We start from the raw sequence: 18,006 nt of genomic DNA, 5'->3' as shown, positions 1-18,006 counted from the left end.
CGGCGCGGGATCGGTCGGGCGGATGGAATCCCGCGGCTCCAGGTTCGGCGCGCCGCCCAGCCAATGGATCGGCAGCCGGATCCGGCTGAACTCCTCGGCGATCTTATCCAGCGACTGCTTGAAGCGGTATTCGTTGCACATTGGAGGCGTCGCGCTCGAACGCCCTTCCCCTCGATGGGGAAGGGTTGGGATGGGGTGTGGCCAGGCGAGCGGGTGAATACCGCCATGCGGCGCCGGCGCCCACCGGCGATCCTCTCGTCGGCTCGGCGGCCGCAGCTCCCCGGGCGCGGTCCATGTCAGGGCGCGGCCGGAGGCGCCATCGCGCCCACCTGCACGGCGTCGGCGCAGTAGGGTCCGGCGTAATAGGGGCCGCGGTAGCCGTCCGCGTAGGGGCCGCTCATCACCCAGCGCCCGCAGGCCGGCGCGGCGGCGCGCGGGTGGGGATCGAACGGGCTCACGTAATGTCCGCGCGGCCCGGCGTAGGGGTCGTAGTCGTAGGCGTAATAGGCCTCGCCGCACGCCGAGAGGCCCAGCGCCGCGGCGATGACGAGGAGGCGCGCCTTCATGGGCTCCAGGGTTAGCACGCCGCCGCCCCGCCCCGCACGGCGTCTCCCCTCAGGCGCGAGCGCGACGCGGCGGCGCGTCTGTGCTAGGCTCCATCGAGCAGAGGAGCGTTCGTGCACTGATCCGTCCCAGGCCGCGGCTGGCTGGCCGCCGACCACCTGAGGGCCCGCGCTTGCGGGCGCGGCGCCTTGCGCCTGGGACAAGAGATCGATGCCGAGCCTTTCGAACCGGCCCCCACCCGGGGCAAGCCTCACCCGCGAGCAGCGCGCCCAGTTCCTGGAAGAGGGAGTCGTGCGCCTTCCGGGCCTGATCCCCCGCCGTTCGGTGGACGCCATGGCCGAGCGCCTCTGGGCGGACCTCGCCGCCCGCTATGGCGCGCTTCGCGACCGGCGGGAGACCTGGCCCGACCGGGCCTTCCAGTTCCGCGAGCTGCGCCGCGCGGGGGCCTTCGCGCCGCTGCTGAGCGAGGGTCTCGCCGCCGTCCTCGACGGCTTCTTCGGCGGGCGTGGCTGGGCGCCGCCGCCTCATCCGGGCCTGCCGCTGGTCACCTTCCCCAACACGGCCGAATGGAGCCTGCCGCACCAGTCGTGGCACCTGGACATCGCGCCCGGCGTGGTGCTCGAGCCCTGGCCGGACCATGTGCGCGTCTTCGCCTTCCTCGCGCCCGCCGAGCCCGGCGGCGGCGGCACGCTCTACGTGGCGGGCTCGCACCGCGCGAGCCTGCTGATGATGGCCCAGGCGCCAAGCCGCAGCTGGATCCGCTCCGCCGCCGTGCTGGGCGCGCTGAAGGCCCGCTCGCCCTGGATGGCCGGGCTCTGCGCCCCCGGCGAGCCGGCCGAGCGGCTCCGGCGCTTCATGGCGGGCGGCGGCGCGCTCGGCGAGGTTCGCTTGCGGGTCGGCGAGATGACCGGCGCGCCGGGCGACGTGATCCTGATGCATCCGGGCGTGGTGCATGCCGGGGCGCCGAACGCGCGGGCGACGCCGCGGCTGATGCTCGCCGAGACGATCGACGCCAAGGCCTGAGCCTCAGCCGGCCGGCTCCGGGCGCGGCGCGGGCGGCCAGCGCCGCTCGTAGAGCCGCAGCAGCACCGTCCCGCCCACGTGGTAGACGAGGTCGGCGGTGAAGTGGGCGAGGATCGCCGCCTCGACGCCGTAGGTCCAGAACAGCCAGCCGCAGGCGAGGCCCACCACCCCGTTCAGCACCAGGCTGCGCCCGAGGATCAGCGGCGTGATGCGCCCGACCATCGCCTTGGCGGCCGGCAGGTGGCCGAGCCCGAACAGCAGCGCCATGATCACGATGGCGGCCCAGGCGTCGGCGGCGGTCGGCGCGCCGGCGGCGTTGGCCCAGATCCGCGCGAGCAGCCAGGCCGCGCCGGAGACGCCCAGCAGGCGGGTCAGCAGCTCCTCGTTTATCCCGCCGTAGAACGAGGCGGCGAAGTTCTCGACGAGCGTGGTCCGCCGCGCGAGCTCGCGGATCTGGGCCGGCAGCCAGGGCAGCAGCAGGAGGTCCAGCGCGGTCAGCGCCACGCCCGACACGGCGCCCACGATGATCGCCATCCGCAGCATCGGCCCGACCAGCGGACAGGCGGCGAACCCGCCCAGCGCGGCTTCGAGGTAAGGCGCGCCCCGGCCCACCGCATGGGCCGCGATCAGCCCGAGGCCCACCACCGGGGCGAACAGCACGGCGGTCTGCAGCCAGCCCGCCAGCGCCAGCTGCGGGGCGCTCAGCCGCGGCTTGCGCCCGCCGCTCGCCTGCGCCGCGAGCCGCAGCAGGTAGGGGATCAGGCCCAGCGCGCCCAACAGCGCCGCGCCGTAGAGCACCGCGAATTCCGCCCAGAATCGCGCCATGCGCCGATGCTAGCCGATCCGGCCGCCCAGGGCTTCACCCCGCCTGGTCGGGGCTCTCCGGCGGCCTGTCGGGCCACGGCGAGAGCGGGATGTCAGGCGGCTCCGGCGAGTGCGGCAGCTCCGGCGGGATCGGCGGCTCGACGGGGTCGGGCGGCAGGGGTTCGCTCATGGGCGCCTCCGGGACACGGCGTAGCGGCGCTCATCAAGTCGTCGGGCCCCCGCCGGGGTTCCGGACCCTAGTCGCCGGCCACCTCGTCGTCGGCATGGCGCAGGTCGGCGTCGGCCTGGCGGTTCGCCTTGCGCTCCTCGGCGCGGGCGTCGGCGCTCGGCCGCAGCGCCTGGATCGCGTGGCCCAGGCTGACGGCGTTGTCGCCGGTCATGCGCGCCTTGAGCGCGTCGAAGCCGCCCGGCAGATCGAGGTTGCTGGCCACGTGCAGGGCCGCCACGCAGCCGCCGAGGTTGCGGAACCCGGCGCAGGCGGTCTTCAGGTCGCCGCCCGGCACGGCGATCCCGCCCTTGGCGAGCGCGTTGGAGAGCGAGCCGTCGAGGTGGCTGTTGCGGTCGAGCACCGAGGTCGAGGTGTGCGATCCGACCTCCGGGCGCGATGTGGGGCCGCCGTTGTGGCCGAAGCCGCCGCTCAGGCCGGGCGGCCCGCCGCCGCCGAAGCCGCCGCCGTGGCCCATGCCGCCGCCGCCGAAGCCGCCGCCGCCTCCGCCGCCTCCGCCGCCCCCGCCCGGGTGGGCCAGGCCGGCGCCGGCGAGCGCCAGGCTTCCGGCCAGCGCCGTAAGCCCTGCTAATCCACGAAGATTCATGAGGTTGTCCTTCCCGTCAGCCTGCGCAGCCATGCGACACCCCGGCGGCGGCTTCGTCAATCGCTTGACGCCCGCCGCGTCATCCGCGCCAATCTCCGCCGCCCAACACGGGATGCGCCATGACCATCCGACCTGAGATCGCCGAGATCGTGGGCGAGATCGACTTCGATCCCGACGCCCTGCACGAAAAGTACCTGGCGGAGCGCGACAAGCGCCTGCGCCCCGACGGCATCTCCCAGTACGTGGAGGTGACGGCCGAGTTCTCGCACTTCGTCGAGGACCCCTACGTCGAGCCGGGCTTCACCCGCGAGCCTTTCACCGACGAGGTGGAGTTCGCGATCATCGGCGGCGGCTTCGGCGGCCTTCTGATGGGCGCGCGCCTGCGCGAGGCGGGATTTCAGAAGATCCGCATGGTCGAGGCCGGCGGCGACTTCGGCGGCACCTGGTACTGGAACCGCTATCCGGGCGCGATGTGCGACGTGGAATCCTACGTCTACCTGCCGCTGCTCGAAGAGCTGAACTACGTCCCCCGACACAAGTATGCCTTCGCCCCGGAGATCCTCGAGCACAGCCGCCGGATCGCCACCCGCTACCGGCTCTATGACGACGCGCTGCTGCAGACCAAGATCATCGGCCTGACCTGGGACGAGGCCGCCCGGCGCTGGATCGTCGAGACCGACCGCGGCGACCGGTTCCGCGCGCAGTACGTCGCGATGGCCAACGGCCCGCTGAGCCGGCCGAAGCTGCCCGGAATTCCCGGGATCAACGCGTTCGGGGGCCACACCTTCCACACCAGCCGCTGGGACTACCGCTACACCGGCGGCTCGTCGGCGGGTGGGCTGACGGGCCTCTCCGACAAGCGGGTCGGGATCATCGGCACCGGGGCCACCGCCATCCAGTGCGTGCCGCACCTGGGCGAATGGGCGAAGCAGCTCTACGTCTTCCAGCGCACGCCCTCCTCGGTCGATGTGCGCAACAACGCCCCCACCGATCCGGAGTGGGTGAAGACGCTCGAGCCCGGCTGGCAGCGGCGGCGGATGGAGAACTTCAACATCCTGGTCTCCGGCGGGGATCAGGACGAGGACCTGGTCGCCGACGGCTGGACCGACATCTTCCGCAACCTCACCGGCACGGCGGCCAAGCACGCCGCCAAGAAGCTCGGCCGCAGGCTCACCTCCGAGGAGCGCGCCGAGCTGATGACGCTCGCCGACTACCGCAAGATGAACCAGGTCCGCGCCCGCGTGGACGCGATCGTCGAGGACCCCCAGACCGCCGCGCTGCTGAAGCCCTGGTACCGCCAGTTCTGCAAGCGGCCGTGCTTCCACGACGAATACCTGCAGACCTTCAACCGCCCGAACGTCAGCCTCGTCGACACCCACGGCAAGGGCGTCGAGCAGCTCACCGAGACCGCCGTGGTCGCCAACGGCCGCGCCTACGAGGTCGACTGCCTGATCTTCGCCACCGGCTTCGAGGTCGGCACCTCCTACACGCGCCGCGCCGGCTACGACATCACAGGCCGCGGCGGCCGCACGCTCTCGGAGCACTGGGCCGAGGGGCTTCGCACCCTGCATGGCCTGACCAGCCACGGCTTCCCGAACTGCTTCTTCCTGGGCTTCACCCAGACCGCGGTGACGGTCAGCGTGCCGATGGCGCTCTACGAGCAGGCCGATCACGTCACCCACATCGTCACCGGCGCGAAGGCGCGCGGCGCCGAGGTGATCGAGCCCACCGCCGAGGCGGAGGCCGACTATGTCGCCGAGGTCAGGAGCCTGGCGCGCATGGGCCAGCGGTTCTACGCCGAGTGCACGCCGGGCTACTACAACTCCGAGGGCGCGAGCGGCAACCGCCAGGGCTTCTTCTCCGACATGTACGGCGCGGGGTCGATCGCCTTCTTCGAGAAGCTCCGCGCCTGGCGCGCCGCCGGCGACCTGCCGGGCATCGCCCTCGGCTGATCCCCGCGGCTAAGGCGCGGGCGAGCTGGCGACCGGCGTCTCCTGCGGCGCCCCGGCGCGGCGGGCGCGGTGCGGGGCGAGGGCGTGCAGCACGAGCGTGGCCGCCAGCGCCACGGCGGTCCCCATCGCCCAGCCCGCCAGCACGTCGGTCGGCCAATGGACGCCCAGATAGACGCGGCTGACCCCGATCGCGAACACCAGGGCCGCCGCCCCGCCCAGGATGACGGCCTTGGCCGCGCGGTCGGGCTCGCCGGCGGCGAGGATCCCGGCCAGCGTGAAATAGACCACCGGCGACATCGCCGAGTGGCCGCTCGGGAAGCTCGAGGAATAGACCTGGTCCAGGTGCGGGACGAGGTCCGGCCGGGCGCGGCCCATCAGCTGCTTCACCAGCTCCGCCAGGCCCTGGCCCAGCAGCACGGCGGCCAGCAGCACCCAGGCCTGGGCTCGCCGGCGGTGGATCAGCAGCAGCGCGAAGGCCGCCGCGACCACCAGCGCCAGCACGGTGAAGCCGCCCAGCGCGGTGACGTCGCGGGCGGTCTCCTGCAGCCAGCGCGGCCCGATCGGGACCTGCAGGTCGCCCGGCCGGCGCAGGGCGAGCAGCAGCGCGCGGTCGAGCCGGTAGGTGTCGCCCTCGCGGACCTCGCCCATCACCGAGAAGAAGCCCCAGACCGCGATGCACACGCCGGCCAGGCCGATCAGCAGCCGCAGCTCCGTGCGGACCAGGTGCGCCAGGAGGGCTCTCACGGTCTGCGGCGCGGCTCGGATCGCCATGGCCTCGTAAGCACGAGCGGCAAATCAGGTTCCGCGCCGCGGCCGTGCGAGCGGCGGCGAGGTTCCGGCGTGGGCCGGCGCACCCCCGCAAAAGAAAGCCGCGCCGGGCCCGAACTGCGCAGCCCCGGCGGTGGTTGTCGGGGGCGTCTCCCACTGCGTTGCAAGCCCAGCCGGTCCCGCCGGTTGGCGGCGCGTCCGGGGGGAGTTCAATCCTCGAGAGGGCCCCAGATGGAAAACGAAGACAGAAGCTTCGGCAAGGACGAGGGCCGCCCGGCCATCGACGAGACGGACCGCCTGATCGCCTCCGACAAGGTGGAAGGCACCACGGTGTTCAATCGCCAGGGCGAGAAGCTGGGCTCGATCCACAACTTCATGGTCGACAAGGTCTCGGGCGAGGTCGAGTACGCCGTGCTCACCTTCGGCGGGGTGCTCGGCATGGGCGAGGACTACTATCCGCTGCCCTGGGAGGTTCTCGACTACGACACCCAGAAGAAGGGCTATGTCGTCGACATCGACAAGTCGACGCTGGAGAAGGCCCCCCACTTCGGCCGCGAGGAGCCGACTTTCGATCGCAACTACGGCGAGCGCGTCTACGGCGCCTATGGCCTGACCTATCCCTACTGATCGGCTTCGCGCGCCCCCTCCTCCCCGGCGGTGGAGGGGGCGCCGAACGGCGTTGTCCCGCTTCCGCCCGCCTGCTAGCACTCGCGCAGGCAGGTGAGGGTCCGGCGATGTTCAAGGGTGTCGATCACGTGGTGATCGCGGTGAAGGATCTCGACGCCGCGGTCGCCCGCTACGAGACGATCTACGGCATGGGCGCGAGCGAGCGGCGCGAGGCGCCGGCCGCCGGCATGAAGATGGCCTTCTTCCGCTTCCCGGAGAGCTTCATCGAGCTGGTCTCGAACCTCGGCGACGAGGGTCCGATCGCCAAGCGGCTGGAGGAGCGCGGCGAGGGCGTCCACCTCGTCGCCATGCAGGTCGACGACCTCGAGGCGACGCTTGCGGGGTTGCGCGCAGGCGGCGTCCGCCTGGTCGGCGATCCCGGCCCTGGCAATCCGGTGAAGGGCCAGGTCTTCATCCATCCGTCGATGACCGGCGGGGTGCTGACCCAGCTCGTGCAGAAGTAGCCGCGGCCTCCCAGCCTCACCCCGCGCGCGGCCGGCGGGTGCGGTATCGGCCCCAGACGGGCTCCGCCAGGAAGGTCAGGAGGGCGAGGCCGAGGCTGCCGTTGACGAGATAGCCGGCGGCGATTGGCCCAAGGGGGGTCCAGCCGAGCGCCACCAGCGCGGTCGCCGCGGCGCCCAGCAACAGCACGGGCGCGGCGAGGAAGCAGTGCAGCCTGCGGCATCGGCGGGCGTTGAGCGCGCAGCCCACGCCCATCCAGGCCAGCGCCGCGGCCCAGACCAGGGTCTTGTCCGGCGCTGCGATCGGCAGGGCCTCGCCCGTCCACCCCGCCGCCAGCGGAAGCCCCCACCAGAAGGCCGCGCTCAGCGGATTCCTCAGGAAGTCCGCGGAGCCTCGCCCGGTTCGCTCTTCGGACGTCATGCGCCGTCGCCCGCCTGCATGGGGGGGCAGGGCGCATCGCCGTAGGAGCAGAAGACGCAGCAATCGCCGGGCTTCGGCCGAAGCACCGCGCCGCAGCCCCTGCAGTCGTAGAAATACTGGCAGGCGTCGGTCGGCATGGCTTCGGTCGCCCGATGGCCGCAGTGGGGACAGGTGAGCGTCGAGCGCGTCCGGATGGGGTCTGCTCGCGGCGCCGTCGCGGCGGTCATGGCGTGGTCTCCTGGCCTATTGCGGCGCAGGATGCCATCTGTAGCGACTACAGACTCAAGCGCTCATTTGCAGGCGTCCTCACATGCCCGAGCAGACGATCCCGATCGGTGAGCTTTCCCGGCGAACCGGCTGCAACATCGAGACGATCCGCTACTACGAGCGCATCGGCCTGCTGCCCGCGCCGCCGCGGCGCGGCCGCTACCGCAGCTATGGCGGCGTGGATGTCGCCCGGCTGGGGTTCGTGCGCCGGGCGCGCGAGCTGGGCTTCACCCTGGACGAGGTGCGAGCGCTGCTGGGCTTGGCGGCCGGCGGCCAGGCGGCGTGCGCCGAGGTGCGGGACCTGGCCGCGCGACATCTGAGCGACGTCCGCGCGCGCATCGCCGACCTCAGGCGCATGGAACGGGCGCTGACGGCCTCCGTGCGCGCCTGCGACGCGGGCGACGATCCGGGCTGTCCGCTGATCGAGGCGCTGTACGCGGAACGCTCCGCCGGCGCGGGCGGCGGTTAGCCCACAGGCGCCAGCAGGTTGGCGTCGCGGGTCAGCCGCCAGCGGCCGTCGGCGCCCTTGCGGTAGAGCGTGAGCGTATAGCCGTAGCGGCGCAGCGTCTCAGCCCCCGGCGGCGTGATCGTCAGGTCGAGGCGGTTGCGGCTGAACGCCCACTCGCCCAGCACCTGGAGCTCCACGATCTCGCTGGTCCCGTCCATCTGCGGGCCCGCTGCGCCGGCCGCGGCCTCGAACGCCTCGCGGCCGAACGGCTCGCGGCCGGGGACCATGAACACGACGTCTTCGGTCATCAGCGACAGCACGGTCGCCGCATCGCCCGCGCGGCTCGCCCGAATCCAGGTCTCGACCACCTCGCGGATCGCCCGCTCGTCGTCGGTCATCTTCTCCTCCCGCAGGGTCCAGGCGCCGATTAGACCAGAGGCCGGGGCCGCCTTCCACATCGGCCGGCGCGCCCCCCGACGCGGCGGCCCATTCATATCGTGTCACGATATTAATTCCGAACTCCATGGCCGGTTGGACCGTTGATCGTCCGCTGGGAGGGCCCGGAGACGCCAGTGACCGATGCGCCCATGCCCGCCGAACCCGGCGGGTCCTCGACCAAGCGGGACTTCCTCTACATCGTCACCGGCGCGGCCGCCGCCGGCGCGGTGGCGACCATGGCCTGGCCGTTCATCGACCAGATGAACCCGGCCGCCGATTCCCTCGCGCTCGCCACCATCGAGACCGACTACGACAAGGTCGTGCTCGGCCAGCAGATCGTGGTGAAGTGGCGCGGCAAGCCGGTGTTCATCCGCCACCGCACGCCCAAGGAGATCGCCGAGGCGGTCGCCGGCGACCACGCAGACCTGCGCGACCCCGCCACCGACGAGAGCCGCCACAAGCCCGGCATGGCCGAGTGGCTCATCATCATCGGCGTCTGCACCCACCTGGGCTGCGTGCCCACCTTCGGCCTCGGCCAGTACGGCGGCTGGCTGTGCCCCTGCCACGGCTCGGTCTACGACACCTCCGGACGCATCCGCAAAGGGCCGGCGCCGAAGAACCTCTACCTGCCGGACTACAGCTTCCTGCCGGGCGGCAAGGTCAGGCTCGGCTGAGCCGGCGCGCCGCTGGTTGCCCGGGCCCGCGTCGCGACCTAGCCTTCCCGCCAGACATGCTCGCCGGGGCCCGCGCCCGCGCCGGGCGCCGGTTTCCAGAGGAGTTCACCTGTGCGGCCGAGCGTCCACGGCCTCGATCTCGATCCGCAGTCCCGCTGCGCGCACTGGCATGGCCCGCTCGACATCGTCGCCATGAAGATGCGCTGCTGCGGCGCCTACTACGCCTGCCGGGAATGCCACGACGCGCTGGCGGACCATCCCGCCCAGCTCTGGCCCGAGGCCGAATGGGAGCGGCCCGCCATCCTCTGCGGCGCCTGCGGGAGCGAGCTCACGGTGCGCGAGTATTTCGCCTGCGCCAGCCGCTGCCCGCGCTGCGCCGCCCCGTTCAATCCCGGCTGCGAGGCTCACCGCCACCTCTATTTCGCCGTGCCGGCCGCAGTCCCCGCCGTCCCGGCTGACACGCCCCCGCCGCCCGCTCTATAGCAGGCCGGACGAGGGCCTCAGGAGGGCGCGATGGCCGACAACGAGAGCTGGGCTCCGGCGAGCCTGGCGGCCCAGGCGCTGGGCTGGACCGACGAGGCGGCGCACGGCCTGATCCCGCCGATCCACGTCTCCACCACCTATCTGCGCGAGGCGAATTATCAGCTCGCCGGAGGGTTCAACTACACCCGGATCGACAACCCCACCTACGGCCAGCCCGAGGCCCTGCTGGCCCGGCTGGAGGGTGGCGAGGCGGCGATGCTCTTCGCCTCCGGCCTGGCGGCCGCCAGCACGGTGTTCCTGGCGCTGAAGCCCGGCGACCACGTGATCGCGCCGAAGGTGATGTACTACGGCCTGCAGCAGTGGCTCAGGCTCCATGCCGTCGAATGGGGACTGGCCGTGGAGTTCGTCGACGCCGCCGCGACCGAGGCCGTCGCCGCCGCCATCCGGCCGGGCCGCACCCGGCTCGTGTGGCTGGAGACGCCCTCCAATCCGATGTGGGAGGTGAGCGACATCGCCGCCTTCGCCGAGCTGGCGCACCGGGCCGGCGCCAGGCTCGCCGTCGATTCCACGGTGGGCGCGGCGACCATCACCCATCCGATCGCGCTCGGCGCCGACCTCGTCATGCACTCGGCCACCAAGTACCTGAACGGCCACTCCGACGTGCTCGCCGGCGCGCTGGTCACCTCGGTGGAGGACGAGCTCTGGGAGCGGATCGGCTTCCTGCGCGTGCACCAGGGCGCGGTCCTGGGGCCCATCGAGGCCTGGCTCCTGCTGCGCGGCATGCGCACCCTTCCGCTGCGCGTCGAGCGGGCCTGCCGCTCGGCGCAGCAGATCGCCGAGCGGTTCGCGGCCGACCCGCGCGTCGCGGCGGTGCTCTACCCCGGCCTCGCCAGCCACCCGCAGCACCAGGTGGCGCTGCGCCAGATGCAGGGCGGCTTCGGCGGCATGCTGAGCCTCAGGGTCAGGGGCGGCGAGGCCGCCGCGCTCGCCGTCGCCGCCCGCGTCAGGCTGTGGAAGCGCGCCACCTCCATGGGCGGCGTCGAGAGCCTGATCGAGCACCGCGCCTCGGTCGAGGTCGGCGCCACGACCCCGCGCGACCTGCTGCGCCTCTCCACCGGCCTGGAAGACCCCGCCGACCTCATCGCCGACCTCGACCAGGCGCTGGGGAGCTAGGCTGGACGGGTTCAAATGTTCACTATACGTTTCCTTCTCCCCTTGTGGGAAAAGGTGGCCCCGAAGGGGCGATGTCCTGACGCGTATCCTGCAAGCCGTGGAGGTTCCGCGCTCAGCCGGATGCGAGAGGTCGCTTGGCGCGACCCCTCATCCGTCAGCCTCCGGCTGACACCTTCTCCCGCAAGGGGAGAAGGGCGCCGGCATCACTGGCTCGCCCCCCTGGCCTCGATCGGGACCACGTCCTCCAGCACCTCGCCGCGCACCAGCCACAGCAGGTCGTAGCGGTCCATGGTCGGGTCGATGTGGCCCGGCGCGAACTCGACCCGCTCGCCGCGTGCGACGTCGCGCCCCTCGGGGCGCATCAGCAGACCGTGCTCGTCGCCGAAGAACCGGTAGCCGCAGCCCGCGAACTTCGCCGTGACGGCGGCGGGCAGGGGCCCGTCGGTGGAGAAGGCCTTCAGCCCGGCGTCCACCGTCACCCAGCGCGGGTGGTTCACGCTGATCACCGTGGCCGCGATCGTCAGGGCCTGCTCGAAGTCGCCGTCGGGGTCGTCCTTCAGCGCCTCGCGGTACTCGCGGTCCATGAAGGCGTAGGAGCCGGGCTGCACCTCGTTCAGCACGCCTTGCGCGGCGTCGGCCTCGAAGGTGCCGGTGCCGCCGCCGGTCACCACCCGGATCTCTGCGCCGGCCTGCCTGAGCGCCGAGACCACCGCCGACAGCCGCGCCATGCCGCCGGCCACCGCCGAGGCCCGCGCGTTGGCGCCCTCCAGGTGCTGCCAGTGGCCCCCGTAGCCCTGCACCCCGATCAGATTCAGGTTCGGCTGGGCGGCGACCGTGCGGGCCACCTCGAGCGCCTGCTCGACGCCCGAGACGCCGGTCCGCCCGGTGCCCACGTCGACGTCGATCAGCACCTGCATCGGCGAGGCCGCCGCCTGGCCCAGCTCGGCCGCGCCGTCCGGATGGTCGATGACGATCCGGAAGTCCTCCAGCGATCCCGCCAGCGCCGCCGCCCGCCTGGCCGCAGCTTCGCCGACGATCGGCGAGGTGACGTGGATCGCGCCGATCCCCGCCGCCGCCAGCGCCTCGGCCTCGGCCAGCTTGGCGCAGCAGATCCCGATCGCCCCGGCCGCGATCTGCCGCCGGGCGATCCAGCCGCACTTGTGCGATTTCGCATGCGGCCGAAGCGCCAGCCCCGCCGCCCTGGCCCGCGCGGCCATCAGCGCCAGGTTGCGCTCGAACGCCTCCACCTCCAGCACCGCCGCCGGCGTCGGGATCGCCTGCCGCGACCCCGGCGCCCCGATCAGCGCGCGGGCGGCTTCCATGTGGGGGCGGGTGAACGGGTCCATGCCGCGGCTCTACACCAGCCTCGAACCACGAAAGACACGAAAATCACCAAAGGCGCTCCGCGCGTGAACCACGGAAAACACGGAAAACACGGAAGGCGGCAGTGATCTCCGGGGCGGGGAATTCTCGATCGCGCCCTGGCGGGATCCGCATGAACGGCCAGGCCTCCGACAACTCTCCGGCTTTCCGCGTCTTTCCGCGTTTTCCGTGGTTCCCTCTTTCGTGGTGAACGGGTCCACGCCGCGGCTCCACACCAGCCTCGAACCACGAAAGACACCAAAATCACGAAAGGCGCTGCGCGCCGGAACCACGGATTTCACGGATCGAGGCTGGTCGGCGCTCGTATCCAACATCGATCGCGCCTCGGCGCGATCATTCGATCCATGCTCGGGCTCTCCGATCCGTGAAATCCGTGGTTCCCTCTTTCGTGGCCTTTCGTGTTTTTCGTGGTCGCCCAAAACCGCCTTCACCTATGGTGGCCGCCGCAAACAATGGAGGGCGCGAGATGGGCAAGCTGGTCGAGGTCACCGACGAGGGGCACGTCAGGACCATCCGGCTGAACCGGCCGGAGAAGAAGAACGCGCTCAGCCAGGCGCTCGCCTGGGGCGTCATCGAGGCGGTCGAGGCCGCAGCGGTCGACGATCGTGTCTGGGTGGTGGCGCTCACCGGCTCGGGCGACGCCTTCTGCGCCGGGCTCGACCTGTCGCCGGCCAATGAGCCCTATCACCCGAAGACGCCGATGGCCGCCCAGCTCGACGACATCGGCTGGGTCGGCGAGTTCCTGCTCGCCATCCGAAAGCGCTGCGACAAGCCGGTGGTGGGCGGCATCAACGGGGTCGCGGTGGGCGCGGGCCTGGGCCTCGCCATGGCCACCGACGTGCGGCTGATCGCCAGGTCCGCCCGGCTGATGGCCGGCTACACCCGGATCGGCGGCTCGCCCGACGCCGGCCTCACCATCACCCTGCCGCAGGCCATGGGCTACGAGCAGGCCATGCGCTTCATGATGGAGAACCGCACCGTTCTGGGCGAGGAGGCGGTGGCGCTCGGCATGGCGGGCGAGGTGGTCGACGACGCCCGGTTCGCCGGCCGCCTGGCCGAATACTGCCACGCGCTCTGCGCCTGGTCGCCGATCACGCTTCGGCTGCTCAAGCGCGGCATGGCGCGCGCGACCGAGGCGGTCGAGCTGGAGAGCCAGCTCCGCTACGAGGTCGCCAACATCGGCCGCGCCTTCCGCAGCGAGGACGGCCAGGAAGCCCGCCGCGCCTTCCTGGAGAAGCGCCCGCCGGTGTTCCAGGGGCGGTGAGCCGGACCGAAGGGGACTTGCCGAGATGATCACGGTGTTCGGCGAAGGCAGGGGCTTCCGGGTCGTCTGGCTGCTGGAGGAGATGGGGCTTGCCTACCGGTTGCGGCCGGTGGACCTGCTGGCCGGCGTCGAGAACGATCCGGAGTATCTGGCCATCAACCCCGCCGGCTTCATCCCGGCGATCCGGGACGGCGAGGTCACCATGGTCGAGTCGATCGCCATCATGGAGTACCTGATCGCCCGCTACGGTCCGACCCCGCTGGCGCCGGACCCGCACGATCCAGCTTTCGCGGCCTACCAGCAGTTCCTGCACCTCGGCGAAGCGGGCCTCGCCGGCTCGATGTATTTCGTCGTCGTCAGCCGCAACCTCGCGCCCGAGGCCGAGCGTCGGAACTGGGGGGCCCGCAAGGCGCTGGAAGTCTTCGAGAGCCGGCTGGGGCTGGTGACCCGGCAGCTCGCGCGTTCGCCCTATCTTGCCGGCGACAGCTTCACGGCGGCCGACATCTCGGTGACCTACGCCCTGGAATTCGCCCAGCGAAGCGGGTGTTTCGCGCTCGGCGAGGCGGAGCAGGCCTATGTGGCCCGCACGAGCGGGCGCGACGCCTACAGGCGGGCGATGGAGACCTGCCACGCCACGCGGGCCTGGGCCGCCGAAGCGGCCCGCCGATGACGTTCAGGCCGCGGCGGGCACGGAGTGGTGCTCGTGGGCGATGCGCCACTCGCCGCCGGTCTTGCGCAGGCCGACCGTCAGGCGGAACAGGAAGCCGTCCTTGTCCGCAGGGTCGCTGGAGGCGTCGGGCCCGCACCACATGATCGCCGCCGCGAAGGCGACCTCGGCGCCGGCGGTCACCGCGAGCTCGCGGAAGTCGAACGCGGTCCCTGGCCTGTGGTAGCGGAACAGCAGATCCCAGGTCTGTTCGTAGGCCTCGATCCCGCGGCACTGCAGCGGCGGCGGCAGGTCGAACATCAGCATGTCCGGCTCGTGGTGCGCCAGGATGGCGGGCACGTCGTGCCGGCGCACCGCCTCCGCCCAGGCCTCCAGCAGGGCCTCGATCCGCGCGACTTCGGGATTTTCGGTCATCGGTCCCACTCCGCGTGCGCCCCCAGGACGGGCGAAGGCGGCCGAGTCCGACAGGCCCGATTCCGGCGCTCGCCACCGGCGGCCGTACACCACGAGCAAGCCCAGCACCGTCGCGATCATCGGATCAGCTCCCCCAAGCTGAGCTGGGGATGCCCTGCCGTATGTCAACGCTCCCGCGCGCCGCGCCGGGGGAGGGGAAGCTAACCGCCCCCATACCCCGCCCACGCCCACTCCAGCGCCGAGGGCAGGGTCGCCTCGAGCACGCGAAGGTCGCCGTGGCGGCCGCCGAGCGAGAAGGTGAAGCGGTGCTCATAGCCCTTGGCGGCGAGCGCCTGGGCCATCCGCCGGTTGGCGAGCGGCCAGTTGTGCCAGCTCTCCTCCGGGTCCTCGTGGTGCAGGTCCTTCTCGCCCACCTCTAGCCAGACGCGCAGCGGCTTGCGGGGCGCGGCGGGGATCAGGCGCGCGTGGTATTCCCAGGCGCCGCGCGGCGTCGCGGGGTCCGGAGGCGAGGCCTGGTTCACGAAGGTGCCGGACCAGCAGAGCACGCGCCGCCACCGGTCGGGCCGGAACCAGGCCATGGTGAAGGCGCAGGCGGCCCCGGAGCTCACGCCCATGGTCGCGCGGCCGTCCGGATCGTCGCTCAGCGCGACGCCGGTCGCCTCGCTGACGCGCGGCAGCACCTCGGTCTCGATGAAGTCCGCGTACACGCCGGAGAGCGTGTCGTACTCCAGTCCGCGCTCGGAGCCCTGCGCATCGCCCCCGCCGCTCTCGACCATCACCGCCACCATCGGCGGGATGCGGCCTTCGGCGATCAGGGTGTCGAGCACGCGCGGCAGGTGGTTCAGGTAGAGCCGCCCGTCCTGCGCCACGATCAGCGGGGCGGGGGCATCCTTCGCGAGCTGCGCCGGCACATAGGTCCAGACGGTGCGCAGATAGGGGTCGGCGGCGGACTGCTCGTGCGCCTCGGCGGCGATCCGGTTGCCCCAGGCGTCGCGCCGGCGTGTGACGTCGTTCTCCAGCCGCCGGATGCCCGGGTAGATGGCGCTGTCGCGGCTGTCCATGACGAAGGCGCCGACCGCGCCGCGCGGCCTCTCCGGCTCAATCGCATACTCCGGCGCGGTCTCGAACTCCGGCCCGATGACGGCGTGCGCCGCCTCGCTCATGCGGCCTTCGCGAGCGCCGCGCGATAGGGCGTCAGGTCCCAGCCGGGATATCGCGCCTGGGCGCGCGCCAGCGTGGTCTCGGTCCAGAACGGATGCCCTGGCGGCTGCACGCCGAAGCAGGCGAGCTGTTCGGGGCTGGCGTGGTCGAAGATCCTCGCCCACGGCTGGGTATGGTGGAACGGCCAGGCGTGGAAGCCGATCGCCTCGTCCCCGGCCTTCTTCCAGCAGCTCATCAGCGCGAAGCGCCGCCCGTTCGGCGCGGTCAGGTTGGTGCCGCGGTGATAGACGTCGATGGTGTAGGGGACGGCCGATCCCGCCGGCGCCGCGCTCGAGCGCTCATAGGCCGACAAGCCCGCCTGCAGCTCCGCCTGGGCCTGCGGATCGGTGTTCAGGGTGGCGTCCGGCCCCGCGACCTTGGCGCTGTCGGTGCGCGGCACGTAGTGCATCGCCCCGTGCGCGTCGCTGACGTCGGTGAAGTAGCAGAGGATGGTCACCGAGTTCCGGGCCTCGTCCTCCGAGGGCGCCGTCAGGGTATGGTTCGGGAAATCGCAGTGGAACGGCTGGTCGTAGTCGCTCTCGCCGGTGAACTTGGCCCACGCCTGGCATTGGTAGACATGGACGGCCTCGGCGTTGAGCGCGGCCTTGGCGAAGGCGATCAGCGCCGGGTGCACGCCGATCAGGTTGAGCGCCGGCGAACAGGGCAGCGGCACCGGGGCCACGCCCTTGAACTGCGAGGGATGGAACCGCCCGACCCTGCCCTCGGCCTTGCGCTCGAGCGCCTCGGCCGCGCCGGCGGAGCGGCCGAACACCGCCTCGAAATCGGCGACCACCGCGGCGGTCTCCTGCGGCGTGAAGAAGCCGGGGATCACCACCGCCCCCTCGCGCCGCCAGGTCTCGACGTCCTCAGGCCGGAACCTCTGGTCCGACGCCAGCGCCATTCCGTCCGCCATCCGCCCGTCTCCACCGTCAGGGCCGGGCACGTCCCGGCCACCATGAGCGCCGAGCGCAGGCGCTCTTGCGGAGCGAGCTTCGCGTCTATGGCCGGCCGCGACAAGCCCCCGCCATCATGCGGAAAGCGGCTGCGAACCGGCCATGTAGCCCGGCAGCCAGGCCTCGTGCGCCTGGCGGAGCTTGGCGAGCGGCAGGCTGAAGACGCCCGGCGCCGCCAGCTCGTCGCCGCCCGCCGCGCCCACGATCCGCGCCGGAACGCCCGCCGCCTCCGCCGCGGCGAGCAGCGCATCGCCCGCCGCCGTCGCCACCAGATAGCGGCCCTGGTCCTCGCCGAACAGGAAGCCGTGCAGCGGCAGATCCGCCGGCCGGTCGAGCTGCGCCCCGCAGCCCGAGGCCAGCGCCATCTCCGCGACCGCAGCGATCAGGCCGCCGTCCGAAAGATCATGCACGACAGAGGCTTGCCCGGACTGGATGGCGGTTCGGATGAAGTCGCCGTTGCGCTTCTCGGCCGCCAGGTCCACCGGCGGCGGCGCGCCGTCCTCGCGGCCCGCCACCTCGCGCAGGAACATCGAGGCGCCGAGCTCGCCCCGCGTCTCGCCCAACAGCACCAGGTGCTGGCCGGCGCGCAGGCTCGCGAAGTCCGCGCGCCGGGCGTAGTCGGCGATCAGGCCCACCGCGCCCACTGTCGGCGTCGGCGGAATGGCCTGCCCGTTGGTCTCGTTGTAGAGGCTGACGTTGCCGGAGACGACCGGGAAGGCCAGCGCCCGGCAGGCCTCGGCCATGCCCTCGATGGCGCGCACGATCTGGCCCATGATCTCCGGCCGCTCGGGATTGCCGAAGTTCAGGTTGTCGGTGATGGCGATGGGCTCGGCGCCCACCGCGGTCAGGTTGCGCCAGGCCTCGGCGACCGCCTGTTTGCCGCCCTCGAAAGGGTCGGCGGAGACGTAGCGCGGGGTGCAGTCGGAGGTGACGGCGAGGGCCTTCCGCGTCCCGTGCACGCGCACGATCCCGGCGTCGGCCGCGGTGGCGCTGTCAGCCAGGGTGTCGGCCATCACGTGGCGGTCGTACTGCTCCCAGAGCCAGCGCTTGGAGGCCATGTCGGGCGTGGCCATCAGCTTCAACACCGCCTGGCCGAAGTCGGCGGGGGCGGGGACGTCCGCGGCGGTCAGGACCGGCCGCGGCGGCGTGG

General features: G+C 72.2%; 23 protein-coding genes. 10 read left to right on the top strand and 13 right to left on the bottom strand.

Annotation, left to right across the window (positions count from 1 at the left end; all coding sequences use genetic code 11):
• Positions 1-296: 296 nt before the first annotated feature.
• Positions 297-566 (bottom strand): hypothetical protein, encoded by a 270-nt coding sequence (locus tag VLI41_RS15175; protein WP_325268924.1) that lies wholly within the window; start codon positions 564-566, stop codon positions 297-299.
• A gap of 208 nt (positions 567-774) precedes the next feature.
• Between VLI41_RS15175 and VLI41_RS15170 the strand changes: the two genes are divergently transcribed.
• A complete protein-coding gene (locus VLI41_RS15170; RefSeq protein WP_325268923.1) occupies positions 775-1,587 on the top strand; it encodes a phytanoyl-CoA dioxygenase family protein in 813 nt (270 codons plus the stop codon).
• A 3-nt stretch (positions 1,588-1,590) separates the two neighbouring features.
• Here VLI41_RS15170 and VLI41_RS15165 read toward each other — a convergent pair whose 3' ends face one another.
• The 3 genes from VLI41_RS15165 to VLI41_RS15155 all read right to left on the bottom strand — a co-directional run bounded on the left by VLI41_RS15165 (position 1,591) and on the right by VLI41_RS15155 (position 3,257).
• Positions 1,591-2,412, bottom strand: coding sequence for a type II CAAX prenyl endopeptidase Rce1 family protein (locus VLI41_RS15165; protein ID WP_325268922.1), 822 nt, complete (start codon positions 2,410-2,412; stop codon positions 1,591-1,593).
• A gap of 34 nt (positions 2,413-2,446) precedes the next feature.
• Entirely contained in the window at positions 2,447-2,581 is a 135-nt protein-coding gene (locus tag VLI41_RS15160) for a hypothetical protein (protein ID WP_325268921.1), read from the bottom strand.
• A gap of 67 nt (positions 2,582-2,648) precedes the next feature.
• On the bottom strand, positions 2,649-3,257 hold the full coding sequence (locus VLI41_RS15155; protein WP_325268920.1) for a hypothetical protein: 609 nt from the start codon (positions 3,255-3,257) through the stop codon (positions 2,649-2,651).
• Between the two features lie 86 nt (positions 3,258-3,343).
• Here VLI41_RS15155 and VLI41_RS15150 point away from each other — a divergent pair, with 86 nt between their 5' ends.
• Complete coding sequence (locus tag VLI41_RS15150; RefSeq protein ID WP_325268919.1) at positions 3,344-5,176, top strand: NAD(P)/FAD-dependent oxidoreductase; 1,833 nt, start codon at positions 3,344-3,346, stop codon at positions 5,174-5,176.
• A 9-nt stretch (positions 5,177-5,185) separates the two neighbouring features.
• Here VLI41_RS15150 and VLI41_RS15145 read toward each other — a convergent pair whose 3' ends face one another.
• A complete protein-coding gene (locus VLI41_RS15145; protein ID WP_325268918.1) occupies positions 5,186-5,947 on the bottom strand; it encodes a phosphatase PAP2 family protein in 762 nt (253 codons plus the stop codon).
• Positions 5,948-6,175: 228 nt separating this feature from the next.
• Here VLI41_RS15145 and VLI41_RS15140 point away from each other — a divergent pair, with 228 nt between their 5' ends.
• Positions 6,176-6,571, top strand: coding sequence for a PRC-barrel domain-containing protein (locus VLI41_RS15140; RefSeq protein ID WP_325268917.1), 396 nt, complete (start codon positions 6,176-6,178; stop codon positions 6,569-6,571).
• Positions 6,572-6,678: 107 nt separating this feature from the next.
• On the top strand, positions 6,679-7,074 hold the full coding sequence (locus VLI41_RS15135) for a VOC family protein (protein ID WP_325268916.1): 396 nt from the start codon (positions 6,679-6,681) through the stop codon (positions 7,072-7,074).
• A 16-nt stretch (positions 7,075-7,090) separates the two neighbouring features.
• On the opposite strand, the gene VLI41_RS15130 is transcribed toward VLI41_RS15135, so the two are convergent.
• Complete coding sequence (locus VLI41_RS15130; protein ID WP_325268915.1) at positions 7,091-7,492, bottom strand: hypothetical protein; 402 nt, start codon at positions 7,490-7,492, stop codon at positions 7,091-7,093.
• A complete protein-coding gene (locus VLI41_RS15125) occupies positions 7,489-7,719 on the bottom strand; it encodes a GDCCVxC domain-containing (seleno)protein (RefSeq protein ID WP_325268914.1) in 231 nt (76 codons plus the stop codon). Before VLI41_RS15125 ends, VLI41_RS15130 begins: the two co-directional genes overlap by 4 nt.
• Positions 7,720-7,802: 83 nt before the next feature.
• Here VLI41_RS15125 and VLI41_RS15120 point away from each other — a divergent pair, with 83 nt between their 5' ends.
• Positions 7,803-8,228: a helix-turn-helix domain-containing protein gene (locus VLI41_RS15120; RefSeq protein WP_325268913.1), complete on the top strand. Its 426-nt coding sequence runs from the start codon at positions 7,803-7,805 to the stop codon at positions 8,226-8,228.
• On the opposite strand, the gene VLI41_RS15115 is transcribed toward VLI41_RS15120, so the two are convergent.
• On the bottom strand, positions 8,225-8,605 hold the full coding sequence (locus tag VLI41_RS15115; protein WP_325268912.1) for an SgcJ/EcaC family oxidoreductase: 381 nt from the start codon (positions 8,603-8,605) through the stop codon (positions 8,225-8,227). The genes VLI41_RS15120 and VLI41_RS15115 overlap by 4 nt on opposite strands.
• A gap of 189 nt (positions 8,606-8,794) precedes the next feature.
• Between VLI41_RS15115 and petA the strand changes: the two genes are divergently transcribed.
• The 3 genes from petA to VLI41_RS15100 all read left to right on the top strand — a co-directional run bounded on the left by petA (position 8,795) and on the right by VLI41_RS15100 (position 10,975).
• A complete protein-coding gene (gene petA / locus VLI41_RS15110) occupies positions 8,795-9,319 on the top strand; it encodes a ubiquinol-cytochrome c reductase iron-sulfur subunit (RefSeq protein ID WP_325268925.1) in 525 nt (174 codons plus the stop codon).
• Positions 9,320-9,430: 111 nt separating this feature from the next.
• Entirely contained in the window at positions 9,431-9,802 is a 372-nt protein-coding gene (locus VLI41_RS15105; protein WP_325268911.1) for a CHY zinc finger protein, read from the top strand.
• Between the two features lie 30 nt (positions 9,803-9,832).
• Positions 9,833-10,975, top strand: coding sequence for a PLP-dependent aspartate aminotransferase family protein (locus tag VLI41_RS15100; RefSeq protein WP_325268910.1), 1,143 nt, complete (start codon positions 9,833-9,835; stop codon positions 10,973-10,975).
• Between the two features lie 203 nt (positions 10,976-11,178).
• On the opposite strand, the gene VLI41_RS15095 is transcribed toward VLI41_RS15100, so the two are convergent.
• The gene (locus tag VLI41_RS15095; RefSeq protein WP_325268909.1) at positions 11,179-12,321 is read right to left on the bottom strand and encodes an alanine racemase; all 1,143 of its coding nucleotides are present in this window, start codon (positions 12,319-12,321) and stop codon (positions 11,179-11,181) included.
• A gap of 503 nt (positions 12,322-12,824) precedes the next feature.
• Here VLI41_RS15095 and VLI41_RS15090 point away from each other — a divergent pair.
• The gene (locus VLI41_RS15090; RefSeq protein WP_325268908.1) at positions 12,825-13,622 is read left to right on the top strand and encodes an enoyl-CoA hydratase/isomerase family protein; all 798 of its coding nucleotides are present in this window, start codon (positions 12,825-12,827) and stop codon (positions 13,620-13,622) included.
• Between the two features lie 25 nt (positions 13,623-13,647).
• On the top strand, positions 13,648-14,292 hold the full coding sequence (locus VLI41_RS15085; protein WP_325268907.1) for a glutathione S-transferase family protein: 645 nt from the start codon (positions 13,648-13,650) through the stop codon (positions 14,290-14,292).
• A 3-nt stretch (positions 14,293-14,295) separates the two neighbouring features.
• On the opposite strand, the gene VLI41_RS15080 is transcribed toward VLI41_RS15085, so the two are convergent.
• The 4 genes from VLI41_RS15080 to VLI41_RS15065 form a co-directional block, all read right to left on the bottom strand.
• The gene (locus VLI41_RS15080; protein WP_325268906.1) at positions 14,296-14,703 is read right to left on the bottom strand and encodes a YybH family protein; all 408 of its coding nucleotides are present in this window, start codon (positions 14,701-14,703) and stop codon (positions 14,296-14,298) included.
• A gap of 200 nt (positions 14,704-14,903) precedes the next feature.
• Entirely contained in the window at positions 14,904-15,866 is a 963-nt protein-coding gene (locus tag VLI41_RS15075) for an alpha/beta hydrolase (RefSeq protein ID WP_325268905.1), read from the bottom strand.
• Positions 15,863-16,816 (bottom strand): phytanoyl-CoA dioxygenase family protein, encoded by a 954-nt coding sequence (locus tag VLI41_RS15070; RefSeq protein ID WP_325268904.1) that lies wholly within the window; start codon positions 16,814-16,816, stop codon positions 15,863-15,865. The genes VLI41_RS15075 and VLI41_RS15070 overlap by 4 nt, the downstream gene beginning before the upstream one ends.
• 114 nt (positions 16,817-16,930) lie before the next feature.
• On the bottom strand, positions 16,931-18,006 hold a 1,076-nt coding region (locus VLI41_RS15065; protein ID WP_325268903.1), incomplete at its 5' end, for an AIR synthase related protein.

This window comes from Phenylobacterium sp. (genome assembly GCF_035475775.1).
Classification (GTDB): domain Bacteria; phylum Pseudomonadota; class Alphaproteobacteria; order Caulobacterales; family Caulobacteraceae; genus Phenylobacterium.
Note: the sequence above shows the minus strand (reverse complement) of the source record. Positions and strands in the feature narration are given on the sequence as shown.

What these genes read in the sequence shown, in the direction of transcription:
- VLI41_RS15150 (WP_325268919.1), top strand. Translation starts at nt 3,344, where the DNA reads ATGACCATCCGACCTGAGATCGCCGAGATCGTGGGCGAGATCGACTTC.
- VLI41_RS15075 (WP_325268905.1), bottom strand. Translation starts at nt 15,866, where the DNA reads ATGAGCGAGGCGGCGCACGCCGTCATCGGGCCGGAGTTCGAGACCGCG.
- VLI41_RS15070 (WP_325268904.1), bottom strand. Translation starts at nt 16,816, where the DNA reads ATGGCGGACGGAATGGCGCTGGCGTCGGACCAGAGGTTCCGGCCTGAG.
- VLI41_RS15160 (WP_325268921.1), bottom strand. Translation starts at nt 2,581, where the DNA reads ATGAGCGAACCCCTGCCGCCCGACCCCGTCGAGCCGCCGATCCCGCCG.
- VLI41_RS15100 (WP_325268910.1), top strand. Translation starts at nt 9,833, where the DNA reads ATGGCCGACAACGAGAGCTGGGCTCCGGCGAGCCTGGCGGCCCAGGCG.
- VLI41_RS15140 (WP_325268917.1), top strand. Translation starts at nt 6,176, where the DNA reads ATGGAAAACGAAGACAGAAGCTTCGGCAAGGACGAGGGCCGCCCGGCC.
- VLI41_RS15095 (WP_325268909.1), bottom strand. Translation starts at nt 12,321, where the DNA reads ATGGACCCGTTCACCCGCCCCCACATGGAAGCCGCCCGCGCGCTGATC.
- VLI41_RS15115 (WP_325268912.1), bottom strand. Translation starts at nt 8,605, where the DNA reads ATGACCGACGACGAGCGGGCGATCCGCGAGGTGGTCGAGACCTGGATT.
- petA (WP_325268925.1), top strand. Translation starts at nt 8,795, where the DNA reads ATGCCCGCCGAACCCGGCGGGTCCTCGACCAAGCGGGACTTCCTCTAC.
- VLI41_RS15135 (WP_325268916.1), top strand. Translation starts at nt 6,679, where the DNA reads ATGTTCAAGGGTGTCGATCACGTGGTGATCGCGGTGAAGGATCTCGAC.
- VLI41_RS15090 (WP_325268908.1), top strand. Translation starts at nt 12,825, where the DNA reads ATGGGCAAGCTGGTCGAGGTCACCGACGAGGGGCACGTCAGGACCATC.
- VLI41_RS15085 (WP_325268907.1), top strand. Translation starts at nt 13,648, where the DNA reads ATGATCACGGTGTTCGGCGAAGGCAGGGGCTTCCGGGTCGTCTGGCTG.
- VLI41_RS15120 (WP_325268913.1), top strand. Translation starts at nt 7,803, where the DNA reads ATGCCCGAGCAGACGATCCCGATCGGTGAGCTTTCCCGGCGAACCGGC.
- VLI41_RS15125 (WP_325268914.1), bottom strand. Translation starts at nt 7,719, where the DNA reads ATGACCGCCGCGACGGCGCCGCGAGCAGACCCCATCCGGACGCGCTCG.
- VLI41_RS15165 (WP_325268922.1), bottom strand. Translation starts at nt 2,412, where the DNA reads ATGGCGCGATTCTGGGCGGAATTCGCGGTGCTCTACGGCGCGGCGCTG.
- VLI41_RS15170 (WP_325268923.1), top strand. Translation starts at nt 775, where the DNA reads ATGCCGAGCCTTTCGAACCGGCCCCCACCCGGGGCAAGCCTCACCCGC.
- VLI41_RS15145 (WP_325268918.1), bottom strand. Translation starts at nt 5,947, where the DNA reads ATGGCGATCCGAGCCGCGCCGCAGACCGTGAGAGCCCTCCTGGCGCAC.
- VLI41_RS15080 (WP_325268906.1), bottom strand. Translation starts at nt 14,703, where the DNA reads ATGACCGAAAATCCCGAAGTCGCGCGGATCGAGGCCCTGCTGGAGGCC.
- VLI41_RS15130 (WP_325268915.1), bottom strand. Translation starts at nt 7,492, where the DNA reads ATGACGTCCGAAGAGCGAACCGGGCGAGGCTCCGCGGACTTCCTGAGG.
- VLI41_RS15155 (WP_325268920.1), bottom strand. Translation starts at nt 3,257, where the DNA reads ATGGCTGCGCAGGCTGACGGGAAGGACAACCTCATGAATCTTCGTGGA.
- VLI41_RS15175 (WP_325268924.1), bottom strand. Translation starts at nt 566, where the DNA reads ATGAAGGCGCGCCTCCTCGTCATCGCCGCGGCGCTGGGCCTCTCGGCG.